Genomic DNA, 23,825 nt, shown 5'->3' with positions numbered 1-23,825 from the left:
TACCATGACCGAGACCCAGCGCGGCGCCGACCTTAAGACCCTGCTCCAGGAAACCGGGGTGCCCGAGGTGTTGGAGCGGCTCGACCGGGAACTGATTGGCCTGGCGCCGGTCAAAGGGCGCATCCGTGAGATTGCAGCCTACCTGGTGGTGGACAAGCTGCGGCGCGAGCTGGGCCTGGGGGGTTCGCGCCCGGTGCTGCACATGGCCTTTACCGGCAACCCCGGTACCGGCAAGACCACCGTCGCCATGCGCATGGCCACCATCCTGAACCGCCTGGGCTACATCCGGCGCGACCACCTGGTGGTGGCCAGCCGCGACGACCTGGTGGGCCAGTACATCGGCCATACCGCACCCAAAACCAAGGAAGTGCTAAAGCGGGCCATGGGTGGGGTGCTGTTCATTGACGAGGCCTATAGCCTGTACCGTTCGGAGAACGAACGTGACTACGGCCAGGAAACCATCGAAATCCTGCTGCAGGTGATGGAAAACCAGCGCGAAGACCTGGTGGTGGTGCTGGCAGGCTACGCCGACAAGATGGAGCAGTTCTTCAGTTTGAACCCCGGCATGCGTTCGCGCATTGCCCACCACATCCAGTTTCCCGACTATTCCCACGACGAACTCGTGGCCATCGGACAACTCATGCTTGCCGAGCAGAACTATTACCTGGATGAAGCTGCAACGCAGGCTTTCTCCGAGTACGTGACCTGCCGGATGCGGCTGCCCAACTTCGCCAATGCCCGTAGCATCCGCAACGCCATCGACCGCTTCAAACTGCGCCAGGCCCGTCGCCTGTTCGAACGGGGAGGGCAGGTTTCTACCGATGACCTGCGCCGCATCGAAGAGAGCGACATCCGGGCCAGCCGGGTATTCCAGGAGTGTCAGGAGTTAGAGAAAGGAGGGGAACATGCCCCATAGACCCTTTATGCTGGGCATCGCAGGCGACTCAGGGGTGGGCAAGACCACAATCAGCAGCGGTATTGCCCGCTTGCTGGGGCAGGAGCGCACCACTAACATCTGCGTAGACGACTACCACAAGTACGACCGCAAGCAACGGGCGGAGCTCAAAATCACCCCGCTCAACCCCGAGTGCAACTACATGGACATCATGGAACAGCACGTGCGGCTGCTGTCGCTGGGCGAGCCCATCTTGAAGCCGGTGTACAACCACGCCACCGGCACCTTCGACCCACCGCTGTACATTCCGGCCCCCCGGCCCATCGCCGAGGGCAACCGGCATATTCCCCGGGCCGTGGTACTCGAGGGCCTGCTCACCCTGTTCTCTCAGCCCATGCGCGAGCGCTACCACCTGAAGGTGTACCTCGACCCCGAGGAAGACCTGCGCCGGGAGTGGAAGGTCAAGCGCGACGTGGCCAAACGCGGCTACACCCCCGAGCAGGTGGTGGCCGATATCGAGCGGCGGATGCCCGACTCGCGGAGTTTCATCTGGCCGCAGAAGGAGTATGCCGACATCGTGGTGCGCTTCTACCGACCCCCCGGCTACGACCCCGAGAAGCCCAGCACCCTCTCGGTGCGCGTCACCCTCAAGCGCAGCCTGCCCAAGCTCGACCTGACCGAGGTGCTGCACTCGGCCTACGAGGACGAGCCCTCGGTCATACGGCTCGAGGCCCGCAAAGAGGCCGACATCCTGGATATCTCGGGGGGTATGGAGCCAGAGCGCGCGGCAGTATTTGAGCGGCTTATCTGGGAGCAGCTCGGCCAGCACGCCGAACACTTCAACCCAGAACTCATCGGCACTTTCTGGGACAAAGGGGGGCAGAGCTACCCGCTGGCCCTCACCCAGTTGGTTATCGCGTATTATCTGGTACATATGCGCGAGCAAGCCATCCAGAAAGGAGCCCTGGCCTATGCCTAAACTCTTGGTGGCCCCGTCCATCCTGACCGCCGACTTTGCCCGCCTGGGCGAGCAAATCCGGGAGGCCGAGGCCGCGGGGGTGGACTGGATTCACCTGGACGTGATGGACGGGCGTTTTGTGCCCAACCTGACCTTTGGCCCGCTGGTGGTGGAGGCCATCCGCAAGGTCACCAAGCTGCCCTTAGATGCACACCTGATGATTGTGGAGCCGGAGCGCTACCTGGCCGATTTTGCCCGGGCCGGGGCCGACTGGATTACAGTGCACTTTGAGGCTACCCCCCACGTTCACCGGGCGGTGCAGCAGGTCAGGGAGCTGGGCAAGAAGGCCGGTCTGGCCATCAACCCCGGCACGCCCTTAGAAGCCCTGCTGCCCCTGCTGCCCGAGCTCGACCTGGCCCTGCTAATGAGCGTGAACCCTGGCTTTGGTGGGCAGAAGTACATCGCCGCCAGCACCGAGCGCATCCGCAGGCTTAGCGGCCTGCGCCAGCACCTGAACCCGACTTGTCTGATTCAGGTGGATGGGGGTGTCAAGCCCGAGAATGTGGCCGAGGTTTTTCGGGCCGGAGCCGACGTGGTGGTGGTGGGCAGCGCCTTGTTTAATAACCGGCCTGTGGCCGAAAATATGGACAAACTGATGGGAGAAGTATATGCCGCTGGCTCTAGGTAAAGACGTTCTCGACAAAGCACGGCGCGAAGGTTACGCCGTACCCAGCTTCAACACTAACAACCTCGAGATTACCCAGGCCATCCTCGAGACCGCCGAGGCCCTCAAGGCCCCGGTCTTCATCCAGGTCTCGGATGGGGCCCGCAAATACGCCGGGCTGGAGAATCTTTCCAACCTGGTGCGCGATATGGCTAGCCGGGTGCGTGTTCCGGTGGTGCTGCACCTCGACCACGGGGCCGACTACAAGATGGTCTTGCAGGCCCTCAGGGCTGGGTTTACCAGCGTGATGATTGACGCCTCGCACCACCCCTTCGAAGAAAACGTACACGAGACCAAAAAGTGTGTGGAGGCAGCCCACGCGGTGGGGGTCAGCGTGGAGGCCGAGCTGGGGCGTTTGCAGGGCATCGAGGACAACATCGTGGTTGACGCCAAGGACGCTTTCCTCACCGACCCCGACGAAGCCGCGCGCTTTGTCGAGGCCACCGGGATCGACTACCTGGCCATTGCCATCGGCACCTCTCACGGGGCCTACAAGGGCAAGGGACGGCCTTACATTGACCACGCTCGCCTCGAGCAGATCGCGGCCAAAGTTTCCCTGCCGCTGGTGCTGCATGGTTCCTCTGGCGTGCCGCAGTGGCTCAAAGACAAAATGGCCGCCACCGGGGCCGACCTGGGCGATCCCACCGGCATCCACGACGAAGACGTAAGGAAAGCCATTCCCAACGGTATCGCCAAAATCAACATCGACACCGACCTGCGCCTGGCCCTCACCGCCGGCATCCGCGAGGTGGTGGTGGGCAACCCCAAGGAGTTCGACCCCCGCAAAATCCTGGGCAAGGGGCGGGACTACCTCAAGCAGGTCATCAAAGAAAAATTCGAGCTGATGGGCACGGTGGGGCGGGCTTGAATAGGTTCGAACAACTGGTTCAGACGGTGCTCTGGAACGCCCGCTGGGTGATGCTTTTACCGGTGGTGGGGCTTCTGGCTGGAGCCGTCTATTTTGCAGTGCAGACGGGGCTCGAGGTCTGGCGGGCGCTGGGCTCGGGCAGCCTGGAAAAAGCCCTTCCCCTGATGGTGGGTGCAGTGGATCTGGCTTTGCTGGCCTCGGTACTTATCATCTTTGCTTTAGGGCTATACGAGCTATTTATTGCCGAGGTTAGGTTTAAGCGAACCGAGGGCGGCTTCGAAAACGTGCTTGTGGTCAAAAGCCTTAGCGACCTCAAGACCAAGCTGGGACAGGTCATCCTGATGATTCTGATCGTAAAGTTTTTCGAGAAGGCCCAGGCCTTTTCGCCCAAAGCGGCCCTCGACTTCCTTTTCTATGCCGGGGCAGTGGCCCTGCTGGGGGCAGCCTTATGGTTGGTACAGGCCGAAAAGACGGGCAAATAACCTTTAGTTATCCTTCAGATAACAAAAACGGGCTTGCAAACCAGTTCTTTGGGTTCATACTATAGGTTGGAGGTGATACAGCTTGATCAAGCGCAATATTTCCCTACTTGTTTCCTCGACTGTGCTGCTACTGGGCCTGGGGGTGTTTGCTTCTCAGACAGCAGCAGCCCAAACCAGTCCTCTCTACGCCCAGTGCCAGGGCTGCCACCAGCCCACCGGCGCCGGAATTCCCGGTGTCTTCCCCCCGCTGGCAGGCCACATACCCGAAGTTCTGGCGGTTAAAGGTGGTCGCGAGTACTTGATTCAGGTAATGCTTTATGGCCTGCAGGGCCAGATCACCATAAAGGGCGCCAAGTATCAGGGTGTAATGCCCGCCTACGCCCAGCTCAAGGACGAAGAGATTGCAGCCCTGCTCAACCACATTTCCACCCAGTGGGGCAACAAGCTTCCCGCTGGGCAGAAAGCCTTCACTGCCGATGAGGTTAAGGCCCAGCGCGCCAAAACCATGACGGCGGCCCAGGTGCTCGAAGCCCGCAACAAACTGGGCCTCAAGTAAGCCGATAAACGGGGCACCCAGGCCTTATGGGTCTGGGTGCTTTCCTCGTCAACAGCAAAGCCTTGTCGCGTGCTGTGGCTGCGGCAGGGGCATCGTAAATTCTTTTGCCTTATAGAGTGTCTTCATAGTTGAAATGCAGGATGCTGTTCCGAAAGATCGCTTTAGGAATTGCGCCAGGAACGCATAGACTCGTTCCGCGGGTTTTGCCAATCTGCCCTGGCGCAACTGGAACCCTCGCCTGGTGCCAGTGAGAAATGTCTTTGGCTTGTTCTTTTTGCTGGGGCCCGCACCTGAAGCTATGCTAAGAGCTGACCTTGCATCTGGTTGGTTTTGACCTGCCCTAAACAGAAAGCTTCAGGTGGGGTTTCACACCAGTCGGCTCAAATGATTTTGCGCAGAATGGTGGCGATCTGGCCCTTGCTAATTTCCGCATCGCCTGCGGCGGCCTGGGCTTCCCAGGCATTCAGGTACTCTTCCAGCACCACGCTGGCTACCGAGTCCATGGCTTTGCGGGTTGCGTTGATCTGATCGAGTAACTCGCTAAAGGGTCGCCCTTCCTCGGCCATGCGTTGCAGGCCCCGCACCTGCCCCTCGATGCGCTTGAGACGCCGGAGGATGCCCTCTAAGGTCTCGGGATCGGAGAAGGTGGATTTGCCAGGGTTCATGGGCCCCTCCGCTCACAGCAGTTCTTGTAGCCACTCAGGGGTGATTTTCAGGAAGAAGCTGTTGAGCTGGGTGTAGGTGCCGGTGAGCAAGAGAATCCCCACCGCAATCAGCACCACTCCCGCCGTAATCTCCACTGCGTGAGAGAGCCGTGCGGCGCGTCTTAGGAAGCCCCTGGCCCGCTCGGCGAAGAGGGCCACGAGCAAAAACGGTACCGCCAGCCCCAGGATGTAGGCCACCAGCAGATGGATACCCCCACCGGTGGCGGTAAGGGTCAGGATGCCCCCCAGGATGGGGCCGATGCAGGGCGTCCAGCCGAGTCCCAGCACGATGCCCAGTACAAAAGCCCCCCAGGGGCGGTCGGTGGGGCCCTGGTAGCGCAGGTTCACGCCCCACTTGGGTTTGAGGCCCAGCATGTAAAGCCCCAGCAAGATGAGCACCCCACCCCCAATGCGCCCCAGCAGGTCGCGGTACTCGAAGAGCCAGCCCCCCAGCAGGGTGAAGGGCAGGCCCAGCAGCAAGAAGATGGCCGAAAAGCCCAGCACAAAAAAGACCGCGTTGCGTACCGGGCGGCCCTGCTGCCCCCCCAGATACAGCAGGTAGGTGGGCACCAGGGGGAGCACACAGGGCGACAGGAAGGAGAGGATTCCTGCCAGAAAGGCGATGGGAAGGCTCAGGGTCATGGGAGGGACTCGAGGGCTACCCCAACACCGGGCAGGTGGTGGGCACCTTGGTGTGCTCGGCGTAGGGGATTACGGTGGCCTTGGCCACCTCTTCGCGGGCCCGGGCGGTGGTGCGGAAGAGGTCGCGCAGGGCCTGGTTTTGTGCCCGGAAGAACTCGTCGAACTGGGGGTTGCCCAGAAAACCCACCGCATAGGCTTCGTCCTTGGCGGCATCGTACTCGAGGGCCACTGCGGCCAGGGCGTGGGGGGCCGGTCCCCCTTTGACCTCGCCGCCACGGGCCACATCGAAAGCCGATAGGTGCGAGCAGCAGACCATGCGGGGCCCCCGGTTCCCCTCGGGCTTGTAGTAGCCCATGGCCCCCAGGTTGGGCGCGGCGTAGCTGTAGGCGTGGGGGCAGATGCTGGTGTAGGCCACCACGCTTTTGCGGGGGCCCACCCCGCCGGGCCAGCGGTAGTTTTTGCCGCCGGGCATCTTCACGTCTACCGGGGCGAGCTCGGCGTCCACGTTGACCAGGATGTTGGGCGTGGCCGCAAAGGGATAGGCGAAGACAAAGGGCTCGTGGGGCTTGAGGGAGCTGAGCTTGAAGGGGTTGCCGGCCTTGTCCACCAGCAGGGCTTTGGGGAAGCTGGTAGCGCTGGACTGGGCCCGCACGAACTCGAGCATCCCCAATGGCGATAGCTTGAGCAGCAGGCCCAGTGAAGCGCCCTTAGCCAACAAATCTAGAAAGTTGCGACGATCCATTTGCTAACCTCAAGGGAGCTTGATCCAGGGGAAGCGCTTTTGCGTGGCGGGGTCAAGCTCCAGCAGGGCTCGAGCCGGCATCTGCACCTTGGGCAAGGTCTGGGCGTTCATGGGCTCGCTTCCGTCAATAACCCCGTTCTGATAGAGGATGTAGGCCACCACCGCATATACTTCGCTGTCGCTCAGGATGCCGGGGGTGGCAAAGGGCATGGCCCGGCGGGTGTAGTCGAAAAGGGTGGTGGCGTACTGCCAATAGTTCCCGATGGCAAAGTCCACCGAGTCTATCTCTTTGGTGATGGGGAATGGCTCGGAGACCAGCCGAGTGAAGGCCCCACCCTCGCCCGTAGCGCCGTGGCAGCCAGCGCAGTGAACGGCGTAGACCTTGGCCCCTTCGTCCACCGTGCCCTCGCCGGGGGGCAGCCCGACCCCGTTGGCCAGAATGGAGGGGCGGATGTTCCACTCTTGCACCTCCTGCTCGCTCAGCGGGGTACCGATCTGATAACGCCCCTGGGCCAGCACCAGGGCCGAAAGAGCCAGGGCCGAAAGAGCCACATAGAACCACTTGCGCCGCATCACGACTCACCTCCACAGCCGCCCCGGCCCACAGCGCCGAGCCGGGCGGGGGCTCCGGCCAGGGTCTTGTCGCCGTTGACCACCTTGCCGTCGGCCCCAATCCGCCAGGCCTGGATAGCGTTGTAGTGATAGCGGTTGTTGCGGGCCCACTTGGCGAAAAACTCCTCCTGGGTGGGCTGGGTGTTGCCTTTTTCGTCCCAGGCCCGGCTCATGATGACCGTCTCGCGGCCATCCCAGACCCAGTTGTACTTGAAGCGCACCACCGAGAGCGCATCGGGGGCGGGCTCGAGGTTGGCTTGCTTCCAGGTTTTGCCCCCGTCCAGCGAAATTTCCACCCGGCGGATGCGCCCGTGGCCACTCCAGGCCAGGCCGCGGATCTCGTGGAAGCCCCGCTGAATCTGTTGCAACCCCGAAGGATAGGTGATGATGGACTCTGGATCCATTACCCAGGTAAAGGCGTAGATCTTGCCGTCGGCCATCACGTCGGTGTATTCCGAGGTCTCGTCTTTGCTCATGACCGGGGTGTCGGTGACCTGGATGCGGCGCAGCCACTTGACCTGGATGCTCCCCTCCCAGCCCGGCACCACCAGGCGCACCGGGTAGCCCTGCTCGGGCCGGATGGCCTCGCCGTTCTGGGCGTAGGCCACCAGCACGTCCTCGAGGGCTTTCTCCAGTGGCAGGCTGCGGGTATAGGCAGCGGCATCCTGCCCCTCCGGGATCAGCCAGCGGGCGCCTTCCTTGAGGCCGGCCTCCTTCAGCAGGATCGAGAGGGGCACCCCCGTCCAGGAAGAGTTCGAGACCAGGCCCCGGCTGCGGGTGGCGGTCAGGGTCATGTCGGGGGGGTTGCGGTAGCCGTTTTGCCCGTTGCCCGCGCACTCAATGAAGTAGGTGCGGGTGACCGAAGGCAGGCGCTTGAGGTCTTGCAGGCTGAACATCAAGGGCCGCTCGACCATCCCGTGAATCACCAGCCGGTAGTCGGCGGGGTTCACGTTGGGCACGCCCCCGTGGTGCCGCTCGAAATGCAGCGAGCTGGGGGTAATGATGCCCTCGAGCTTTTCCAAGGGGGAAAAGTCGGCGCCGGTATGCCGGCTACGCAGGTTGGGCGAGATGTAGCGAATCACGTCTTTTTCGAACTCGCTGCGCTCGCCGTACTCGCGCAGGGTGGCTCCCAGCACCTTCATGGTGTCGGTCGCCCCCTGGGGAATTTTGCTCTGGGCCAGACCCCCGGAGAGCTTGACGAAAGCCCCGGCAGCCGCCCCTTTGCTCAAGAGTTGCAACAGTTTACGACGGTTCATCCGGTGTGTTCTCCTATGGTGGGGTGGGACGGGGCTCGCCCCACCCCGGTGCCCAGGCTCAGGCCCCTGGGCCAAACATGTCGCCCCACAGGCCCCGGGCCCATTCCAAGGCCAGTGCCCCGTTGGGCTTGGAGCGGTTGTTGTCTACGGTAGATTGCTGCCGAATCTGGCGGGCGGCCTCGTCCCAGTTGTGCTTATGTGATACCCAAATAGACTCCTCGCTGCTCACAAAGCTGTAGCAGATGTTGTCGGGGAGCGGGTTGGCAATTTCGTCCGGGCGCTTGCCAGCGATGCGCTGGGCGATGTGCTCGGCGATGATTTTGCCGTCGTTGTAGGCCACCTGCCCGCTCTTGGGGTAGGGCACGTTGCCGATCACGTCGCCGATGATATAGACCCGGTCGTCCCGCTCGGAGAGGAAAGTGGGCAGCCGCACGTTGGCCCAGCGGTCGCCCAGCGCCGCGGTGCGCACAATTTCGCCGGCTTTCATGGGCGGGATGATGTTGGCCAGATCGAACTTGAACTCGCCCAGCGGGGTTTTGACCTCCTTCTTGGCGTAGTCAATGGCCGTAACCTCGGCCTGGGGGATGTACTGGATGTAGTCCTTGTACAGGTCGTTGTAGGCCGCGGTGAAGCCGGGGCCCTTGGAGATGGGGCCGGGGTTGGCGTCCAGCACAATCACCTTGCCCTTGATCTGGTTGGTCTTGAGGTAGTAGGCCAGCATGGCCGCCCGCTCATAGGGGCCTGGCGGGCAGCGGTAGGGGGGCTTGGGGATGGCCAGCACCAGGTCGCCGCCCTCGAAGTTGTCGAGCTGGCGCTTGAGGGCGATGTGCTCCCAGGGCTTAAAGCCCACCGGCAAAAACTGCTTAACCTCGTTGTAGCCCTGGATGGCTTCGTACATGTAGTCGATGCCGGGCGAGACCACCAGGTAGTTGTAGAAGATGATGCCGCTGGTGGTGCGCACGTAGCGACCGGCCCGGTTGACCTCAATGGCCCGCTCGTTAACGATAGTGACCCCAGCCTTGGCTACGTTGGCGTAATCGAAGACGATAAAGTCGAGGTCTTTTACCCCGCCCAGGTACAGGTTGCTCATGGGGCAGGACATAAAGGCGGGGTTTTTCTCGATCAGCACCACCTCGATGTTGGGGTTTTTGCGCCGCAGGTGGCGGGCCGTGCTCACGCCCCCCCAGCCCCCACCGATGATCACCACCCGGTTGCCCCTGGCCGGCCCCAGCACGCTGCTGGGCTTGCTAAAAAACTCCTGGGCAAAGGCGCTGCTGGCTGCAGCGGCCCCCGCCACCGCACCTGCTTTGAGAACCTTACGACGCGTTACCTTGCTCATGCTTCCTCCCGTGACCCGAGCCACCCCGGAGGCTATCTCTCCGGCAGCTTTCGTAGGCTTGGGCTTATCGGAAAGTTTATCTGATTATATCCAAGCTTACGAAAGCCATAACGCTGAGTTATAACGCCTATTGCTGGGGGCGATAGGGCTGGCCGCCCACCCCCTCCAGAATCTGGCTCATCACCCGGCGGGCTTCTTGCAGCATGCCCATGGTTTTCTGGTTCTGCGCCACCCCTGGCATGATGCCCATCAGCATGGGCTCGATGGCCCCTACCAGCACGCCACCGGGCATGGGGGCCACAAAGAAGCGGCACGGGGCGGCAAAGCCACCGGCAGGCTGGGCCATGAACATCTCGTAGGCCCACTCGCTCTTGCAGGGTTGGATGCCCACCACCTCGCCCATCTTGACCGAGGGCAGCACGTTGAGGCCGTTGTTGCCCAGCTCGCTTTCGATCAGGAGGGTCAGTTCGTCCACATTACCCCCCTCGACCCAGTACATCAGCGCCGGCATCATGCCGGAGCTGGGGTCGGGCATCATGGCCGGGGCCACCTTGCGGGGCAGTCCCAGGCTGGCAATAACCGCTTTGAGCTTAGCCCCCAACAAGCGGCTTTTGCTGTTTTTGACCCCCAGCATGGCAAACATCAGGTCGGGGTCGAAGGTGCCCACCGTGACCACCCCGGGCCGGGCGGCGTGCACGTAGATGGTGGGCGGCAGGATGATGGCGGTCATCACGTTTTCCTGCACCGCAGCCAGCACCCCGGCTTCAGGCTCCAGCACCATCAGCAGATAGTCGGGGAAGTCGGCCTTAAAGTTTTTGACCTGCCCGCCCAGGTTCAAGGTACGGGCCACCTTGAGGCCCTGGGCACTGACGGCCGCTTCGACCCGGGCCTGGGCGTCGGTCACACTAACACCGCGCAGGCTGGTTTCCAGCGACTGGGCCAGGGCCGACAGCGAGAGGATAAAACCCAACAACAACATCCACTTGATCTTCATACGCCTCCTCTAAGGTTTCTGTACGGGTAGGCCCAGCTCGAGCCAGGCCCGAAAACCCCCGTTCAGGTTCTTGACTTCGCGGTAGCCCAGGGCCCGCAAATACGCCGCCGCTACCGCGCTGACGTGGCCGGTGCCGCAGTACACCAGGATGGGCCGATCCTTCTCTTTGGGCAGTTCGCTCAAGCGATCGGGGAGCTGGCTGATGTGGATATGCACCGAGTCGGGCAGGAACCCCCTCGAGCGCTCCTCGGCGGTGCGAACGTCCAGGATAAATGGCTCAAAGACCTCCACAAAATCCTTGGCCTCGGCTGCGTAGAGCAGGTAGCTGGCTGGGTTGATTTTCTTGAGAAAACTGCCCATCTGGAGCAGCGCTCCAGGGGTCATTTCTTGAGCCAGCCCAAAGCTGCTCAGCAGTACCAGCAGGATCCAACCTCTACGCATAAGCACCTCCTTTTGCCAAATCCGGCTTGGCCTGGTCTAGCGGGTGAACCCCGGCAATTCGGTGAACTTGTTCTTGCCCTTGGTGGCCTCGGCTAGCATGTAGATGGAAAGGGCGATGTAGGGCTCGGAATAAAACTCGGGTGCGGCGATGCCCACCGACTCATAGCAGAAGGCGATGCGGTCTTCCAGGGTATAGAGCTTGTCGGCCTCGAAGCGGTAGGCCGGCCACTCGTTGGACAGGCCCTGGCGGGGGCTGCGTACCGGCGACAGCCGCACCTTGCCCCCGGCGTAACTGTCGTGGCAGATGGCGCAGTTCATGTCGCGGTCGCCTGCCCGGTGGTACCATAGCTCACGCCCGATGTTGTACATGGCGATTTCTTGCGAGGTTTTGGGTACTACATTGATGGGCATCTCGCTGGACTTGGAGGCCACGTAAGCAGTCAGGGCCTTTACATCGTCGCGCTTGATTTCTTCGGGTCTAAAGCCCTGCAGCCGCACCATGCAGCTCACGATGCGGGTCTCGAGGTCCTCCACCCGCTTGGTGTCGGCAAAGTAGCGCGGCAACTGGGTCAGGGCGCCCTCGAGCTTCCCCGGCCCTAAGCCAAAGTCGCAGGCCTCGAGGCTTGCATTCTTCGGCCCGCGCTTCTGGACAAAAAGCTCTTCGCCCTGGGCGGCATAGAGCTCGCCGGGCAAAATGCCGGCAGTCTGGCGGAACAGCTCCCGCTGTCGCTCGGCTTCCTTGTAGGGGTCTACCTCTTGCTGCTGGGTGAGGGCGATGCTCAGGCCCAACCCCAGCGCCAACAAAAATCCGATCCACAGGCTGCGCTTCTGCATGGCATCACCTCTTGGCATTCACCGGCGAGGCCGGGTCGAGCAGGAAGGCCGTCACGTGGGCGGTTTCTTCTGGGGTCAGGATGCCGTGATGACCGGCCCGGTACATCAGCGAGCAGGGCATGGAAGCCCAGGCGTTGTAAATCTTGTCGTAGGTGTACTTGACCACCGCCTCGCTGGTGCCACGGGCACCATACCCCACCAGCCCCGGCCCCATGCGGCCAGCTCCCGCTTCTTTGGGGTCGCCGGTATGACATGCGTAGCAGTTGCCCTTGCGGGGATTGGTGAAAAGGGCCTCGCCCTGTTTCCAGTCGCCCATCAGCTTGCCGTCGGCGGGGTACTTAATCAGGGCCCGCTGGCGCTCGAGGAAAGCCCCTACCTGTTCGGGGGGCAGCTTGTCGCGGTACTGCGAACACAGGGCTTGGTCGGGGTCTTGCTTCATGGTTTCAGCAAACTTGCTGCCGCCACTCTGGATGGCCTGCTGCACCCGCTGCTGAAAGGGGCTTTGCTGCGAAAGGGTCAGCCCCGCCAGCAGCATGGCCAAAAGTCCTAACACGTATCTTTTCCTCACTTCTTGTCCTCCTGGTTATCCGGGCAATACATAGCGTTGATCCAGCACCCGCATGCTGGGGCGTGGGGGGATGTTTACGGTTTTGACCTGCTTGAGATACTCGGCAATTAGGTCGTAGATGGGGCGGGGGGTGTACTTTTCTACCAGGGTGCCACTGCGCTGGAGGCGCCCGCCAAACGAGGCCAGGGTGTACTCCCGGTTGGGGTCCAGGCGACGGCCCTGGATGGCCACGTTGCGGATGCGCTGGCCGGTGGGAGCATTCACCGCCAGGTCGTAGGAGAGCCCAAAAACCCGGCTCATGTCGCCCCCTTGCTGGTAGAAGGGGTCGGGGTTGAAGGTATTGGCCGCCACGTCTTCCAGCACGGCCTGCAGGCGATCGCCCTTGAGCTTGAACACGTAGACCTCGGGGTAGGTGAAGCCGGTGAAGGCCAGGATTTTATCCATGGTGATGGGCTGGCCCGGCAGAATGGCCGTACCCCAGCGGGTGCCGGTGCTAAAGGCCACCTCCACCTCGGGGTAGGCCGCCCGAACCGCCCGACCGGCCAGCTCGTCCAGGGTGGAGTAGGTGGAGTCGCGCTTGTACAGCAGGGTTTCGCTGGTGCCCAGCACCTGGTCGAGGTAGTCCAGATGCGGTGCGTAGGCCTCGCGGATGAAGGCCTCGAGCCCAGGGTCAGGCTTAATCAGGTTGGTAGCGACCGGCAGGGTCTTGGCCCGTATATCGGCAATCCCGCCTTTCCTCATCTCCAGGTCTACCCGCACCACAGCCTTGCCCGCCGAACCCCCGGCCACCAGCCAGGTTTGGCCCACCCGAATGGGGGCGGGCGTGAAGTCGTGGGTGTGGCCGGTCAAAATCAGGTCGAGGCCCTTGATGCGTCCGGCCAGGGCCAGATCCAGCGGCACGCCGTTGTGCGAGAGCAGCACCACCGCATCCACGCCTTTGCCTCGCAGCTCGTCTACGTATTTTTGCAACTCGTTTTCCCGGATCCCAAAAGAAAGCCCTTCGGAGAACTCCTCGGGGTGTGAGACTTTGACATATGGAAAGGTCGAGCCGATGATGCCCAGGGTGTAGCCCCCGATTTCGTGGATGGCGTAGGGCTCGTAGATGGGGTCGCCAAAGAGGTCGTCCACGATGTTGAAGCTCACGATCTGGGCCTGCAGCTGCTTTACCAGCTCCTCGACCCGCGCGCGGCCCAGGGTGTACTCCCAGTGGAAGACCATGTGGTCGAAACCCACCCGGTTCATCCAGTCCACCACCACCTGCCCCTTGGTCAAAAGCGAGATGCCGGAGTTGGTCCAGGTATCGCCGCCGTCCAGCACCAGGGTGCGCTTTTCCCCTGCCTGGGCTTTTTGCTGTTTGATGAGGGCGCCGATGTAGGCCCCACCGCCCATCGGGCCAAAGCGCTGGGCCAGGGCCGCAAAGTCTACCGAGGAAAACACGTAGGCTTCCAGGCTACCCCGTCGGATACCGTAGTAGCGCAAAAAAGCCTCACCGGCCAGATAGCCAGGCTTGCCTTCCAGGGCTTTGGCCGCCAGCAGGTTGGGCGGCTCCATAAAGTAGTGGGGCCGCAGTTGGGCGTGCAGGTCGGTGTTGAAGAGCAGCGTAACATTGCCGAAGGGGGGCAGGTCGTAGAGCGCCTCGGGGCGTTCCATGGCCTGGGCAAAGGCTTTGGGGGAGGTAATACCCAAGGCCAGCAAGAGTTGTACCAGTTCACGTCGGGTCATTGCACCTCCATTTCCCAGGCATGCGCCCGCCAGGGAACACACTGCGGCTAAGGCAACTAGCGCTTAAGCGCCGGTTTGGTGTTGAAGTCCGAGGCCGGGTCGAGCAGGTAGGCCACCACGTCGGCTATCTCCTCGGGTTTAAGCAAACCATTATGCCCGAAGCGGTACATCACCGTACAGGGGAAGTAGGCCCAGGTGTTGTAGATCACCTCGTAGGTATATTTCTGAACTGCTTCGGAAGTGCCGCGCTGGCCGTACTTCTCCAGGCTGGGCCCCACATTGCCGCCGATGTTGAGTGGCGAGCCCACATGGCAGGAGAAGCAGTTGCCGCGGGCCAGCGTGTTGAAGATGGCTTCGCCTTTTTTCCAGTCGCCCATCAGCTTGCCATCGGCGGGGTACTTGATGGTTTGGCGCTGGGCCTCGATGAAGGGGCCGAGCACATCGGCGGGTAGCCTATTGCGGTGGATGGAGCAAAGGGCCTGGTCGGAGGCTTGTCTGAGCAAGGTATTCGAGTAGTTCTGGCCCCCCGCTTGGATCAGCCGCTGGAGTTCCGGGGTGATGTAAGACGGGCCGGTTTGGCCGCTGGCCAGGCCAAGGAGTATGAGGAGCAACGTAATTATGTAAAAGCGCCGCACAAAACCTCCCTAGCGTATGAAACCGGGTAGATCCATCCGGGCCCCGTTGGCCTGGACGTTCATAAAGAGGGTCAGGGCAATGATGGGGTCGGAGTAGAAGTCGGGCGCGGGCATGCTGAGGTTGCTGTAGCAAGCCCGGATACGATCGGCCATGGTCCAGGCCTGGTCGTTGGAGTAGCGGAAAGCCGGCCAGTGGCTGGCGGCTCGCTTGTCCTTGAGGATGTCGGAGTAGGGGAGAACCCCCGCCCGCTTGCCCACGTAGGTCACATGGCAGGTGGCACAGCCCATGTCGCGCGGGCCAGCCCGCAGATAAAAGAGCCGCTCGCCGAGCTCGTAGAGCTTTTTCTCCTGGGGCATCAAGGGACGCACCGTGACCGGCTGCCCGTTGGAGAGCGAGGCCAGGTAGAAAGCAATGGCTACCACGTCAGCACGCCGAATTTCCTCAGGGCGGAAGCCCTGCAGGCGAATCATGCAGGTGCGAATGCGCGAGTCGAGGTCTTCGACCCGCCTGGTATCGAAGAAGTAGCGGGGCAGCCGCCCCACCACCCCCTCGAGCTTCCCCGGCCCTCGGCCAAAGTCGCAGGCCTCGAGGCTCACCTGCTTGGGCCCACGCTTGGCTTTGAACAACTGCTCGCCCTGCTCTACATAAAGGTCGCTGGGAAGAATCCCCCCGCTCTGCTCCAGAAGCTGCTTCTTCTGCTTCTCGGCCTCCTTGACCGGATCGTCTTCTTCCTGGGCCAACACCATCAGGCTAAAAAGGGCTAGAGCAACCGCCCCTACCAAACGCCAGAAGCGACCCATCCGAACCTCCTAGGCCAGGGTCAGGTCTGCGGTTCTTTCGCCGGTTTGGCCGTTCAGGTCTTTGCAGGTGACCTTAAGCTGGCCCGCTTTGCTGGCCTTCATCTTGAAAGCAAACAAAGGGTTGGCGCTGGTGCCGGGGCCGGGCTTGACCTGGGCGATGAGTTGCCCATCCATCGTAATGTTGACCTCGTTGATGTAATCGGCTGGAATCAGCTTGCCATTGGCATCCTTACGGGTACCAGGCTCCATGGGGTGCTGCACGACGACCTGCACCCGAACCTCTTCGCCGGCTTTGGGTTTAGCTGGGGTGAAACGAACCAGAATGTTAATCGCCATAAGCATGCCTCCTTAACCGCAACCGCCTACAGTGACACGTACCGACTGCGAGGCCATCAAGAACTTGCCGTCTTTGGTTTCGACCACGGCCCGTACCGGGGCGGTTTCGGCGACCCGCACGCGGGTGGCGTAGTAGGGCAAGACCCCGCTAAGAACGACCGTGAAGAGCAGGGGATTGGCGTTTTTGTCGCTGAAGCAGTGAATGGCCTTGACCTGGTCGGCGGGCAGGCTGGCCTCGATCTCCACCGGTACGTTGGCGCCCGACTCCGCGATGGTAGGGGCCACCAGCTTAACCTGGGGCGAGGCTGTCAAGTCTTTGAAGCTCTTGCCCAGCACTTGCTGCAAGCCCTTTTCAAGGTTGGCAATATCCTCGCCCTCGAGGCCCCCTTGGGCCAGTGCCGAGGTGAGCTGATGAGCCAACAGGGTTCCGGCAACAGCCCCTGCCGATGCTTTCAAAAATTTTCTTCTATCCACAACCTTCACCTCCCACTTTCGCACAGATCTGTTGCAGTTCGCTCAGAAACTGTGCACGGGTACGGCTACCAAAGAGCCGACCCGCCTCTTTCAACGTACCCCCCTGGGGTACGAAGAAGACAAAACTTGGGGTGCCAAATGCCCGCATTTGCGCGCTGAGGGCGCGTCCTTCGGGGCTATGACTGTCCACGCTGGCCACCACAAAGCGGCGCTCGAGGACGCTCGAGACCGCCGGGTCGGAAAGAACATGGGTGTTCATTTGGTCGCAGTAAGGACAGACCCCACTCCAGAAATAGACCATCAGGATGCGCCCGTGCATCTGGGCATACTGGCTGGCCTGGGCATAGGGATACCAGCGGTCAAAATCCACCCCCTGGGCGTTGGCCGTCAGTAAGGCCCCGATGATTGATAACAAAATGTATCGCATAGCAAACCTTAGCTTATCGATTACCCATTAATACTGCCTGGGGGTATACACGTCAACTCCCCATTAAGGTGCCACCGCTGCCTAAGGGCAACCAATGAGGTGTTACATACACTTTTTATGCATTATCGTAGACCCTATTCCTTTTTAATATAGCCCTCATCACTATTTTTATTCAAGTCCCTCCACCGGGTGTTGCTGTTGTGACTTGATGAGTTTTGCAAGAAGCAACTAACCAGCCAAACCTCTACCAAGCAACCACCTCGGCGCGGTGCACAATAGCCTTCTACAAGCCGTATTTGCCAGGATGTTGAAAGTTTTTTTGTGGATCGTGTGGCCCAACCCCTTGTGCGCAGAGGGAGCTTGCTATTTAATTCAAAGTGGCATACCCACTATAGGTATCAACTCAATGGGAGGAAGCATGAAACGCTGGTTGGCAACTTTAATTTTGTTTGCGGTGGGCCTGGCCGTTTCTCCGGGGCAGGTGGCACCCGACTTTCGCTTGCGGGATATCTCTGGCAAGGTGTACACCCTGGCCAGCTTTAAGGGCAAGCCGGTGGTGATTACGTTTTGGGCTAGCTGGTGCCCTATCTGCCGGGCCGAGTTCCCCAAGCTGCACCAGATTGCACAAGAGTATCAGGTGCCTTTTGTGGTGATTAGCCGGGAGCCGCGCGATACCGAGCAGGTGGTGCGGGATTACATGAAAAACTACCCGCGCTTTCTCCCGCTTTTGGCCCAGCCGGGTGGCGACAACCCGGTGGCCGTGGCCAACCGCTATAAGGCGCTGGGCCAGCCCTGGACTTTTGTGCTCGATGGCGAGGGCAGGGTGGTGAACGTTTATGCCGGCAAGGTGGAGGTGGAGTCCCTCAAGGACGACCTGGCCCTGGCGGGCTACCAGTAAGGTATTAGACACCCTTCAGCATCATCCTCCCGGATGAGGGGCCGCGCCAGTGAAGTGTGCGATAGGGGCCGGCTCGAGGTATCGCCAGGAATCCTCGCTGGACTGCAACACCAAAAAATAGCCGCAACGGCCTGGCTCTGGCCGCACAGCGGCTACCATTGGGCAAAGGTTTTAATGGAGGGTGCGCTCCTTGTGCATGAGGGCGGCCAGGTTGAACACGATGTCTTTGGACAGGCGGTCAAATTCGGTCTCGAGCATGGTCTGAGCGGCCTCCACCCCCCGCATGCGCAGGGTCTGTAGCACCCGTGCAGCGTACAGGTGGAAAGTACGGTGTGTTTCGCGCAGGGCCGCAAACTCGGGATGCAGGGCCAGGGTGCTGCGAGCGGCTTGACCATAAAGCCACTGACCCAGCTGGCACTGGTTGTCCTGCATGATGACGCTGATGTCTAGCTCTTCGTTGGAGTGACCTAGAATGCAGTCCTCGAGCCGTTTGCGCCAGGCCAGGTGGGTATTAATGACCGCCTGCACATCCAGGCCCATGAAGTGTTGTTCTTCTGATTCTAATTTGGGGGCCTCCGTGGGTTGTTTACGGCCCCAGTTGCGGAGCCAATCAAAAAGGTTCATAAGTGGCATGGTACATGCAGTTTGTGGAACAAATGTGCAAAAAGTCCACTGTTGCGGCGTTATGTGCCATTGCATCGCGTAACGAAACGCGAGGCCCCCCTATAAAAGCTCTAAAGTTGGTATGCATCGCGAAATTGTGCAGGAGTGATGGTTGTACCACACTGGTTGCCCCGAAAAAACTAGGCTTTGGGCCACAGAGCCCAGGCGTTTTTTCTTGAGCAAATGTGTTTTGGGGAGCTGGATTCAACCGTAACCTGGCCTAGCCATGTAACACCTTGGGCAGGTTCTGCCACAGGATAAAAACCCCCATCACTACCAAAAACCCGGCGAAGCCGCGCCGCAGGGCAAGCTGGGGAATGGAGGCGGCCAGGCGGCCCCCAAACAAGCTGCCCGCGATGCCCAGCGCCGCGAAGATCAGCACGATGTCCCAGTGTACGGTGTAGCCCTGCTCGGGCAGCAGGTGCAGGTATTTGTAGAAGCCGCTGGCCGACTTCATCGCTACAATCAGCAGGCTCGTACCCACCGCCAGGTGCATGGGCAGCCCGCCCAGCAAAACCAGGGCCGGGACAATCAGGAAGCCCCCGCCCACCCCAACCAGGCCGGTCAGGACGCCTACCACCAGGCCATCCACAACAATCTTGAAGTAGGCGCGCTTCTGCGGGGTGGCCTCGAGCCTGGGTGGGCGGAACATCATGTAAGCGGCCAGCAGCATTACCACCGCAAACAGCCCCAGCTGCCAGACCCCCGGCACCCACTTGGAAAAATAGGCCCCCAGGTAGGTGCCGGCCATGCCCGGCAGGCCAAAAAACAGCACATTGCGCCAGTCGATCAGGCCCTTCAGGGCGTAGGGCACAGCCCCTACCAAGGCGATCAGGCCCACAATAGCCAGCGACTCGGCGATGGCCAGCTTGTCGGGTTCCCCCACCAGGTAGACCAGGATGGGCACGGTGAGAATCGAGCCCCCCGAGCCCAGCATCCCCAGGGCCAGACCGATGAGAATTGCACCCATCCAGGCTAGGAGCATGGAGCCTCCTCGGGTCTAAAGGGCACCTCGACCTCTTCTGGGGGAGTGGAGCGCTCGAGCGGGTATCCCAGGGCCCTATACCCCTGAATGCCCCCCACCAGCTTGCCCACCTCGAAGCCCTCGTACCCCAGCACCTCCGCAGCCAACCCTGCCCGGCTGCCCGTAGCGCAGATGGTTACGATAGGGCTTTTTAGGGATTGGGGCGTGTCTAGGAGCTGCTCGAGGGGAAGGTTACGCGAGCCCGGAATGTGCCCACTGGCAAACTCCTCCGGTGAGCGCACATCCAAGAGCAGCGCACCGCGTTTTTGCCAGAGGGAAAGCTCGTTGGGGAAAATGTCGTACATCACTTCACCGGGAGCTTGTGCTGTTTCCAGGCCTCGAGGCCGCCCACCAGATTGTAGACCTTGTAGCCCTTGGCGGCCAGAAAGCGCGCGGCCTGGGCACTGCGTGCGCCGCTGCGGCACTGGCAGATGATCTCTTTATCCTTGGGCAGTTTCTCCCATTCGCTAGCCAGCTTGTCGAGGGGTAGAGCCTGTGAGCCAGGGATTTTACCTTCCTTGCGCTCTAATGGGGTGCGCACGTCCAGGATAATGGCCCCGGCCCTGGCCTTTTCGTAGGCCTCAGCAGGGCTGAGGCGGCCCACTGCTGCCCCACCCCCCAGCAGGTTTTTGAGCCAGCCGATCAACGCTCTACCTCGAGCCCTGCGCTCATCCAGCCGTAGGTGCCGCCCTCGAGGTTGCCCACCTTTTCTTTGGCGAAGCCATGCCCTACCAGATATTCAGAGGCCTGCGCGGAGCGGCCTCCCGAGGCGCAGACCACCACCAGCCTGCGGTCTTTGGGCAGCTTGCCCACCTCGCTCACAAAGCGCCCCAGGGGGATGTTGACCGCGCCGGGCACGTGCCCCATGGCGTACTCGTAGGGTTCGCGCACGTCCACCACATAGGCCCCTTCCCGAATCCACTGCTGGGCTTCGTGGGGGGTGAGCTCGGTGAAGGCGGTGTCCTGGTAGGTGGCCTCGAGGGGCTCGGTATCCAGCGGCAGCCCGGCCTGGTACCAGGCCATAATGCCCCCATCGAGGTTGAGCAGGTTGGTATAGCCCTTGGCCGAGAGCCAGGCTGCGGCCTGGGCGCTGCGGTTGCCGCTGCGGCAGTAGAGCACCACCGGCTGATCTTTGGGCAGTTCCTGATAGCGTCCGGCAAACTCCGACAAGGGGATGAGCTGTGCACCCTCGATGCGCACCTGGGCAAACTCCTCAGGTTCGCGCACATCAACAAAAAGAGTGTTTTGCTCGTGCAGCTTGCGGGCTTCTTGGGGGTTGATGTCTTTGTATGGAGCAGTAAGCATGAGTGTCCTCCTTAGACGGGGCTTGCACAGGGAATGCCGGCTTCACACCAGGCTTTGAGGCCGCCCTCGAGGTGCCAGACCTTGGGGTGGCCCAGGTTTTGCAGGATTTGACGGGCTTCCTGCGAACGGTTGCCGCTGCGGCAGTACAGGAGCACCGGCTGTTCGCGCTCGAGGTACAGGGGGGCCAGGGCCTCTAGCCTGGACAAAGGCAGGCGCAAAGCCCCCGGCAGGAGCCCCTCGGCCCACTCTTGGGGCTCGCGGATGTCCACCACTTGAAAGCGTTCCAGGGTTTGATAGGCGGTTTTGACAGATAGATTCATAGTGCTTGGTTTGTAGGGGGAGCCCCCAGCTAGAGCCAGGGGCCCGATACGAGGGTGTATCGATTAGGCGCTTACAAGATCGCGGGCCGAGCCTTTTTCGATGGGGAAGCCCTCCTGCTGCCAGGCCCGGATGCCGCCGGTGAGATTGATGAGGTTGGTAAAGCCTGCGCCCATCAGCGCGCTGATGGCGGTGGAGGAGCGGTCGCCGCCCAGGCAGTGCACCACCACCGGCTTGTCTTTGGGGATGCGCTCCAGGTTGTTCATCACCCGCCCGGCGTGGATGTTCTGGGCTCCGGGGATGTGAGCGGCCTGGTACTCGTCGGCCCCGCGCACGTCCAGGATGGCGGCCTCGCCCTTTTCCCACAGGGCCTTGGCCTGGGCTGCGGTGATCTGGGGAACGGTCTCGAGCTCGCCTTGCGCGTAGCCCTCGAGGCCCGGGATATACCCCACCACCCGATCCAGCCCGATGCGAATAAGCTGCTTGACCAGCTCGCCCACCCGCTCGGGGCCAGCCAGCAGGATCAGGTCGCGGTCGTAGGGCAGCAGCCAGCCGGCCCAGGTGCTGAAGCTCTTGCCCGCCGGGATGTTGATGGCTCCCTTTAGGTGCCCGCCGGCAAAGGCCAGCTTGTCGCGGGTGTCCACCAGCAAGGCCCCTTGCTTGAGCTGCTGCTCAAACTGCTCGGGGGTGAGATGGGGGGGTTCGGGCAAGCGTCCCAGGATGGGCATCCCGTCGCGGTTGAGCCGCTTCATCCGGGCAAAGTAGTAGGGGGCTTCGGGCTGGCCCGAGAGCAGGGCCTTTACGAAGCCTTCTTCGTCGCCTGTACGCAGGTAGTCGGCCCACCAGGCAAAGCGGCGCTCGTAGCCCACGGTGGTGCTGGCTACGGCTCCCAGCCCTTTGCCGCAGGCGCTACCGGCCCCGTGGCCCGGCCAGACCTGCACGTAGTCGGGCAGGGTGAGGAATTTTTCCTTAAGGCTCTTGAACATGCGCCGCGCACCGGGCTCGGCAGTGCCCAGGATGCCGGCGGCCTCTTCCAGCAGGTCGGGGCGGCCAATATCGCCCACGAACACAAAGTCGCCGGTCAGGAAGAAGCCCGGCTCGCTGGCGGCTGCGCCGTCCTGCACCAAAAAGCTGATGTGCTCGGGGGTGTGGCCGGGGGTATGCACTACCGTGAGGGTGATGTTGCCCAGCTTGATCTGGTCGCCATCGCGCACGAGCTGATAGTCGAAGCCCTCGAGGCCTTTGTACTTCCAGTTTTCGTCGCCCTCGTCGCTGAGGTACAGCTTAGCCCCGGTGGCCTTGGCCAGCTCGCGGGCGCCCGAAAGGTAGTCGGCGTGGATGTGGGTCTCGGTGATGGCCACAATCTTCATACCGTTCTTCTGGGCTTCGTCCAGGTAGACCTGGATATCGCGCCGGGGGTCTACCACCACCGCGGTACCTGCCGACTGACAACCGATGAAGTAGCTGCCTTGCGCCAGTCCTTCCTCGTAGATTTGCTTGAAGAGCATGCGCTAACCTCCTGACCGCCAGGATATATCCCCAGGGGGTATTCTGTCAAATACCCTAAGGGGATATAAGTGAAATGATTGGTCGGCAAAGTCCTGCGGCTAGGGAACTGGTTGGGCTTTGGGTTGTGGGTGGATTTTGCCGGGTTGTTGAAGCTGTATACTACACAAGCCTATTCTTATGCGTTTAAACCCACGGTACTTGGTAGTATTTTGCGTGGTGGCCGAACTGCGCAGTCTGAGTCGTGCTGCCGAAGTGTTGCACCTGAGCCAGCCTGCGGTCAGCAAAACCCTCAAGGCCCTCGAGGACGCGGTGCGGCAGCCCCTCTACGAGCGCACCCCCCAGGGCATCACCCTGACCGAAGCCGGCAAAGCCCTGCTGCCCTATGCTTGCGCGGTGAGTCGCAGCCTGGCCCAGGCCACCCGCTTTATCGAGGAGAAGCGCCACCAGCGCATCCCCCGCCTCGAGGTGGGTCTGGCCTGGAGCCTGATTCCGCGTTACCAGGCCTCCCTGATTTCCTGGGCTCAAACCCAGCAGGCCCGCTGCGAGCTTCGCTTGGTGAATGGCACCACCCTGGAGTTGATCGAACAGGTTTACCAGCGCGACCTGGATGCAGCACTGGTGCTGGGTGGAACCGATACCCTGCCCGAGCCGCTTGTAGCTCAGCGCCTGACCAGTGAGGAGGTGGTGCTGGCGGTGGCCCCCTCACACCCCTGGGCCGGGCTGGGGGGCGTGGCTTTGGGGCAGCTCGAGGGCATGACCCTGCTGGTTCCTCAGCGCAACTCGCGCCTGCGCCTGCGGCTCGAGCAGTTTCTGGAACGCCACGGCATTGTGCCAGCGCGTCTTCTGGAGTGCGGCAGCCTGTATGGGGTCAAGGCCGCGGCCGCCGCCGGGCTGGGGGTGGGGCTGGCCAGCCGCTCGTTTGTGGAACCCGAGCAAAAGGCCGGTTTGTTACGGCTTTTATTCATCGAAGACGCGGGTTTTTCCCTGGGGGTGCACTGGGTCTCCTACCCCGATTCCTCGGTGGACTTTGCCACCCGCGAACTGCTGGGGCTGCTGTGGCGTTCTCTGGGCACAGCCCGTGATCTGGTGGGTGCTTAG

At 61.7% G+C, this 23,825-nt stretch carries 31 protein-coding genes; 8 read left to right on the top strand and 23 right to left on the bottom strand.

The genetic code is table 11. The features are described from left to right. The first annotated feature begins 4 nt into the window (after window positions 1-4). The 6 genes from cbbX (at window position 5) to Q355_RS0105570 (ending at window position 4,483) form a co-directional block, all read left to right on the top strand. Entirely contained in the window at window positions 5-916 is a 912-nt protein-coding gene (gene cbbX / locus Q355_RS0105595; RefSeq protein WP_027876894.1) for a CbbX protein, read from the top strand. After that, window positions 906-1,874, top strand: coding sequence for a phosphoribulokinase (locus Q355_RS0105590; protein ID WP_027876893.1), 969 nt, complete (start codon window positions 906-908; stop codon window positions 1,872-1,874). The genes cbbX and Q355_RS0105590 overlap by 11 nt, the downstream gene beginning before the upstream one ends. Next, window positions 1,867-2,541: a ribulose-phosphate 3-epimerase gene (gene rpe, locus Q355_RS0105585; RefSeq protein ID WP_027876892.1), complete on the top strand. Its 675-nt coding sequence runs from the start codon at window positions 1,867-1,869 to the stop codon at window positions 2,539-2,541. The genes Q355_RS0105590 and rpe overlap by 8 nt, the downstream gene beginning before the upstream one ends. Then, entirely contained in the window at window positions 2,522-3,445 is a 924-nt protein-coding gene (gene fba, locus Q355_RS0105580; RefSeq protein ID WP_027876891.1) for a class II fructose-1,6-bisphosphate aldolase, read from the top strand. Before rpe ends, fba begins: the two co-directional genes overlap by 20 nt. Further along, window positions 3,442-3,927, top strand: coding sequence for a YqhA family protein (locus Q355_RS0105575; RefSeq protein WP_281172001.1), 486 nt, complete (start codon window positions 3,442-3,444; stop codon window positions 3,925-3,927). Before fba ends, Q355_RS0105575 begins: the two co-directional genes overlap by 4 nt. 82 nt (window positions 3,928-4,009) lie before the next feature. Beyond that, the gene (locus Q355_RS0105570; RefSeq protein ID WP_051529324.1) at window positions 4,010-4,483 is read left to right on the top strand and encodes a c-type cytochrome; all 474 of its coding nucleotides are present in this window, start codon (window positions 4,010-4,012) and stop codon (window positions 4,481-4,483) included. Between the two features lie 380 nt (window positions 4,484-4,863). Here the strand turns inward: Q355_RS0105570 and Q355_RS0105565 are convergent, their stop codons facing one another. The 16 genes from Q355_RS0105565 to Q355_RS0105490 form a co-directional block, all read right to left on the bottom strand. Further along, window positions 4,864-5,148 carry a metal-sensitive transcriptional regulator gene (locus tag Q355_RS0105565; RefSeq protein WP_027876888.1) on the bottom strand — a complete coding sequence of 95 codons (285 nt, stop codon included), beginning with the start codon at window positions 5,146-5,148 and terminating at the stop codon, window positions 4,864-4,866. Between the two features lie 12 nt (window positions 5,149-5,160). Beyond that, the gene (locus tag Q355_RS0105560; protein ID WP_027876887.1) at window positions 5,161-5,829 is read right to left on the bottom strand and encodes a cytochrome c biogenesis CcdA family protein; all 669 of its coding nucleotides are present in this window, start codon (window positions 5,827-5,829) and stop codon (window positions 5,161-5,163) included. Window positions 5,830-5,845: 16 nt separating this feature from the next. Then, window positions 5,846-6,571, bottom strand: coding sequence for a Rieske (2Fe-2S) protein (locus Q355_RS0105555; protein ID WP_027876886.1), 726 nt, complete (start codon window positions 6,569-6,571; stop codon window positions 5,846-5,848). Window positions 6,572-6,580: 9 nt separating this feature from the next. Further along, window positions 6,581-7,144 carry a c-type cytochrome gene (locus Q355_RS0105550; protein ID WP_084496066.1) on the bottom strand — a complete coding sequence of 188 codons (564 nt, stop codon included), beginning with the start codon at window positions 7,142-7,144 and terminating at the stop codon, window positions 6,581-6,583. Further along, complete coding sequence (gene soxC, locus Q355_RS0105545) at window positions 7,144-8,439, bottom strand: sulfite dehydrogenase (protein ID WP_027876884.1); 1,296 nt, start codon at window positions 8,437-8,439, stop codon at window positions 7,144-7,146. Before soxC ends, Q355_RS0105550 begins: the two co-directional genes overlap by 1 nt. Before the next feature lie 58 nt (window positions 8,440-8,497). Beyond that, window positions 8,498-9,778 carry an FAD-dependent oxidoreductase gene (locus tag Q355_RS0105540; protein WP_027876883.1) on the bottom strand — a complete coding sequence of 427 codons (1,281 nt, stop codon included), beginning with the start codon at window positions 9,776-9,778 and terminating at the stop codon, window positions 8,498-8,500. A 127-nt stretch (window positions 9,779-9,905) separates the two neighbouring features. Next, window positions 9,906-10,772, bottom strand: a complete 867-nt coding sequence (locus Q355_RS0105535) for a translation initiation factor 2 (RefSeq protein ID WP_027876882.1) — start codon at window positions 10,770-10,772, stop codon at window positions 9,906-9,908. Window positions 10,773-10,781: 9 nt separating this feature from the next. Beyond that, window positions 10,782-11,213 carry a rhodanese-like domain-containing protein gene (locus tag Q355_RS0105530; RefSeq protein ID WP_027876881.1) on the bottom strand — a complete coding sequence of 144 codons (432 nt, stop codon included), beginning with the start codon at window positions 11,211-11,213 and terminating at the stop codon, window positions 10,782-10,784. A 36-nt stretch (window positions 11,214-11,249) separates the two neighbouring features. Beyond that, on the bottom strand, window positions 11,250-12,047 hold the full coding sequence (soxA, locus tag Q355_RS0105525) for a sulfur oxidation c-type cytochrome SoxA (protein WP_027876880.1): 798 nt from the start codon (window positions 12,045-12,047) through the stop codon (window positions 11,250-11,252). A gap of 4 nt (window positions 12,048-12,051) precedes the next feature. Beyond that, a complete protein-coding gene (soxX, locus tag Q355_RS0105520; protein WP_027876879.1) occupies window positions 12,052-12,582 on the bottom strand; it encodes a sulfur oxidation c-type cytochrome SoxX in 531 nt (176 codons plus the stop codon). 48 nt (window positions 12,583-12,630) lie between these two features. Beyond that, entirely contained in the window at window positions 12,631-14,337 is a 1,707-nt protein-coding gene (soxB, locus tag Q355_RS0105515; protein ID WP_027876878.1) for a thiosulfohydrolase SoxB, read from the bottom strand. A gap of 56 nt (window positions 14,338-14,393) precedes the next feature. Continuing rightward, window positions 14,394-14,972, bottom strand: coding sequence for a sulfur oxidation c-type cytochrome SoxX (soxX, locus tag Q355_RS0105510; RefSeq protein WP_027876877.1), 579 nt, complete (start codon window positions 14,970-14,972; stop codon window positions 14,394-14,396). Between the two features lie 9 nt (window positions 14,973-14,981). Next, the gene (gene soxA / locus Q355_RS0105505) at window positions 14,982-15,773 is read right to left on the bottom strand and encodes a sulfur oxidation c-type cytochrome SoxA (RefSeq protein WP_027876876.1); all 792 of its coding nucleotides are present in this window, start codon (window positions 15,771-15,773) and stop codon (window positions 14,982-14,984) included. A 9-nt stretch (window positions 15,774-15,782) separates the two neighbouring features. Next, a complete protein-coding gene (soxZ, locus tag Q355_RS0105500; protein WP_027876875.1) occupies window positions 15,783-16,109 on the bottom strand; it encodes a thiosulfate oxidation carrier complex protein SoxZ in 327 nt (108 codons plus the stop codon). Window positions 16,110-16,121: 12 nt separating this feature from the next. Further along, window positions 16,122-16,583 carry a thiosulfate oxidation carrier protein SoxY gene (gene soxY / locus Q355_RS0105495; protein ID WP_027876874.1) on the bottom strand — a complete coding sequence of 154 codons (462 nt, stop codon included), beginning with the start codon at window positions 16,581-16,583 and terminating at the stop codon, window positions 16,122-16,124. Further along, entirely contained in the window at window positions 16,576-17,010 is a 435-nt protein-coding gene (locus tag Q355_RS0105490) for a thioredoxin family protein (RefSeq protein WP_027876873.1), read from the bottom strand. The genes soxY and Q355_RS0105490 overlap by 8 nt, the downstream gene beginning before the upstream one ends. A gap of 418 nt (window positions 17,011-17,428) precedes the next feature. On the opposite strand from Q355_RS0105490, the gene Q355_RS0105485 reads away from it, so the two are divergent. Then, window positions 17,429-17,908: a TlpA family protein disulfide reductase gene (locus Q355_RS0105485; RefSeq protein WP_027876872.1), complete on the top strand. Its 480-nt coding sequence runs from the start codon at window positions 17,429-17,431 to the stop codon at window positions 17,906-17,908. A 171-nt stretch (window positions 17,909-18,079) separates the two neighbouring features. Here Q355_RS0105485 and Q355_RS16165 read toward each other — a convergent pair whose 3' ends face one another. The 7 genes from Q355_RS16165 to Q355_RS0105450 all read right to left on the bottom strand — a co-directional run bounded on the left by Q355_RS16165 (window position 18,080) and on the right by Q355_RS0105450 (window position 22,726). After that, window positions 18,080-18,532, bottom strand: a complete 453-nt coding sequence (locus Q355_RS16165; protein ID WP_051529323.1) for a CZB domain-containing protein — start codon at window positions 18,530-18,532, stop codon at window positions 18,080-18,082. Between the two features lie 259 nt (window positions 18,533-18,791). Further along, window positions 18,792-19,556, bottom strand: coding sequence for a sulfite exporter TauE/SafE family protein (locus Q355_RS0105475; protein ID WP_027876871.1), 765 nt, complete (start codon window positions 19,554-19,556; stop codon window positions 18,792-18,794). Then, a complete protein-coding gene (locus Q355_RS0105470) occupies window positions 19,547-19,900 on the bottom strand; it encodes a rhodanese-like domain-containing protein (RefSeq protein WP_027876870.1) in 354 nt (117 codons plus the stop codon). Before Q355_RS0105470 ends, Q355_RS0105475 begins: the two co-directional genes overlap by 10 nt. Then, the gene (locus tag Q355_RS0105465) at window positions 19,900-20,241 is read right to left on the bottom strand and encodes a rhodanese-like domain-containing protein (protein WP_027876869.1); all 342 of its coding nucleotides are present in this window, start codon (window positions 20,239-20,241) and stop codon (window positions 19,900-19,902) included. Before Q355_RS0105465 ends, Q355_RS0105470 begins: the two co-directional genes overlap by 1 nt. Then, window positions 20,238-20,900: a rhodanese-like domain-containing protein gene (locus tag Q355_RS0105460; protein ID WP_027876868.1), complete on the bottom strand. Its 663-nt coding sequence runs from the start codon at window positions 20,898-20,900 to the stop codon at window positions 20,238-20,240. Before Q355_RS0105460 ends, Q355_RS0105465 begins: the two co-directional genes overlap by 4 nt. An 11-nt stretch (window positions 20,901-20,911) precedes the next feature. Next, window positions 20,912-21,220: a rhodanese-like domain-containing protein gene (locus Q355_RS0105455; RefSeq protein WP_027876867.1), complete on the bottom strand. Its 309-nt coding sequence runs from the start codon at window positions 21,218-21,220 to the stop codon at window positions 20,912-20,914. A gap of 63 nt (window positions 21,221-21,283) precedes the next feature. Continuing rightward, window positions 21,284-22,726: an MBL fold metallo-hydrolase gene (locus tag Q355_RS0105450; protein WP_027876866.1), complete on the bottom strand. Its 1,443-nt coding sequence runs from the start codon at window positions 22,724-22,726 to the stop codon at window positions 21,284-21,286. Window positions 22,727-22,904: 178 nt separating this feature from the next. Between Q355_RS0105450 and Q355_RS0105445 the strand changes: the two genes are divergently transcribed. Further along, a complete protein-coding gene (locus Q355_RS0105445) occupies window positions 22,905-23,825 on the top strand; it encodes a LysR family transcriptional regulator (protein WP_027876865.1) in 921 nt (306 codons plus the stop codon).

This window comes from Meiothermus cerbereus DSM 11376, from assembly GCF_000620065.1.
Classification (GTDB): Bacteria; Deinococcota; Deinococci; order Deinococcales; family Thermaceae; genus Meiothermus; species Meiothermus cerbereus.
This window is presented reverse-complemented; position numbering and strand designations above follow the sequence as displayed.

Coding starts and splice junctions, on each gene's coding strand:
- cbbX (WP_027876894.1), top strand. CDS start 5: ATGACCGAGACCCAGCGCGGCGCCGACCTTAAGACCCTGCTCCAGGAA.
- Q355_RS0105590 (WP_027876893.1), top strand. CDS start 906: ATGCCCCATAGACCCTTTATGCTGGGCATCGCAGGCGACTCAGGGGTG.
- rpe (WP_027876892.1), top strand. CDS start 1,867: ATGCCTAAACTCTTGGTGGCCCCGTCCATCCTGACCGCCGACTTTGCC.
- fba (WP_027876891.1), top strand. CDS start 2,522: ATGCCGCTGGCTCTAGGTAAAGACGTTCTCGACAAAGCACGGCGCGAA.
- Q355_RS0105565 (WP_027876888.1), bottom strand. CDS start 5,148: ATGAACCCTGGCAAATCCACCTTCTCCGATCCCGAGACCTTAGAGGGC.
- Q355_RS0105560 (WP_027876887.1), bottom strand. CDS start 5,829: ATGACCCTGAGCCTTCCCATCGCCTTTCTGGCAGGAATCCTCTCCTTC.
- Q355_RS0105555 (WP_027876886.1), bottom strand. CDS start 6,571: ATGGATCGTCGCAACTTTCTAGATTTGTTGGCTAAGGGCGCTTCACTG.
- Q355_RS0105550 (WP_084496066.1), bottom strand. CDS start 7,144: ATGCGGCGCAAGTGGTTCTATGTGGCTCTTTCGGCCCTGGCTCTTTCG.
- soxC (WP_027876884.1), bottom strand. CDS start 8,439: ATGAACCGTCGTAAACTGTTGCAACTCTTGAGCAAAGGGGCGGCTGCC.
- Q355_RS0105540 (WP_027876883.1), bottom strand. CDS start 9,778: ATGAGCAAGGTAACGCGTCGTAAGGTTCTCAAAGCAGGTGCGGTGGCG.
- Q355_RS0105535 (WP_027876882.1), bottom strand. CDS start 10,772: ATGAAGATCAAGTGGATGTTGTTGTTGGGTTTTATCCTCTCGCTGTCG.
- Q355_RS0105530 (WP_027876881.1), bottom strand. CDS start 11,213: ATGCGTAGAGGTTGGATCCTGCTGGTACTGCTGAGCAGCTTTGGGCTG.
- soxA (WP_027876880.1), bottom strand. CDS start 12,047: ATGCAGAAGCGCAGCCTGTGGATCGGATTTTTGTTGGCGCTGGGGTTG.
- soxX (WP_027876879.1), bottom strand. CDS start 12,582: ATGCTGCTGGCGGGGCTGACCCTTTCGCAGCAAAGCCCCTTTCAGCAG.
- soxB (WP_027876878.1), bottom strand. CDS start 14,337: ATGACCCGACGTGAACTGGTACAACTCTTGCTGGCCTTGGGTATTACC.
- soxA (WP_027876876.1), bottom strand. CDS start 15,773: ATGGGTCGCTTCTGGCGTTTGGTAGGGGCGGTTGCTCTAGCCCTTTTT.
- soxZ (WP_027876875.1), bottom strand. CDS start 16,109: ATGGCGATTAACATTCTGGTTCGTTTCACCCCAGCTAAACCCAAAGCC.
- Q355_RS0105490 (WP_027876873.1), bottom strand. CDS start 17,010: ATGCGATACATTTTGTTATCAATCATCGGGGCCTTACTGACGGCCAAC.
- Q355_RS0105485 (WP_027876872.1), top strand. CDS start 17,429: ATGAAACGCTGGTTGGCAACTTTAATTTTGTTTGCGGTGGGCCTGGCC.
- Q355_RS16165 (WP_051529323.1), bottom strand. CDS start 18,532: ATGAACCTTTTTGATTGGCTCCGCAACTGGGGCCGTAAACAACCCACG.
- Q355_RS0105475 (WP_027876871.1), bottom strand. CDS start 19,556: ATGCTCCTAGCCTGGATGGGTGCAATTCTCATCGGTCTGGCCCTGGGG.
- Q355_RS0105470 (WP_027876870.1), bottom strand. CDS start 19,900: ATGTACGACATTTTCCCCAACGAGCTTTCCCTCTGGCAAAAACGCGGT.
- Q355_RS0105460 (WP_027876868.1), bottom strand. CDS start 20,900: ATGCTTACTGCTCCATACAAAGACATCAACCCCCAAGAAGCCCGCAAG.
- Q355_RS0105455 (WP_027876867.1), bottom strand. CDS start 21,220: ATGAATCTATCTGTCAAAACCGCCTATCAAACCCTGGAACGCTTTCAA.
- Q355_RS0105450 (WP_027876866.1), bottom strand. CDS start 22,726: ATGCTCTTCAAGCAAATCTACGAGGAAGGACTGGCGCAAGGCAGCTAC.
- Q355_RS0105445 (WP_027876865.1), top strand. CDS start 22,905: ATGCGTTTAAACCCACGGTACTTGGTAGTATTTTGCGTGGTGGCCGAA.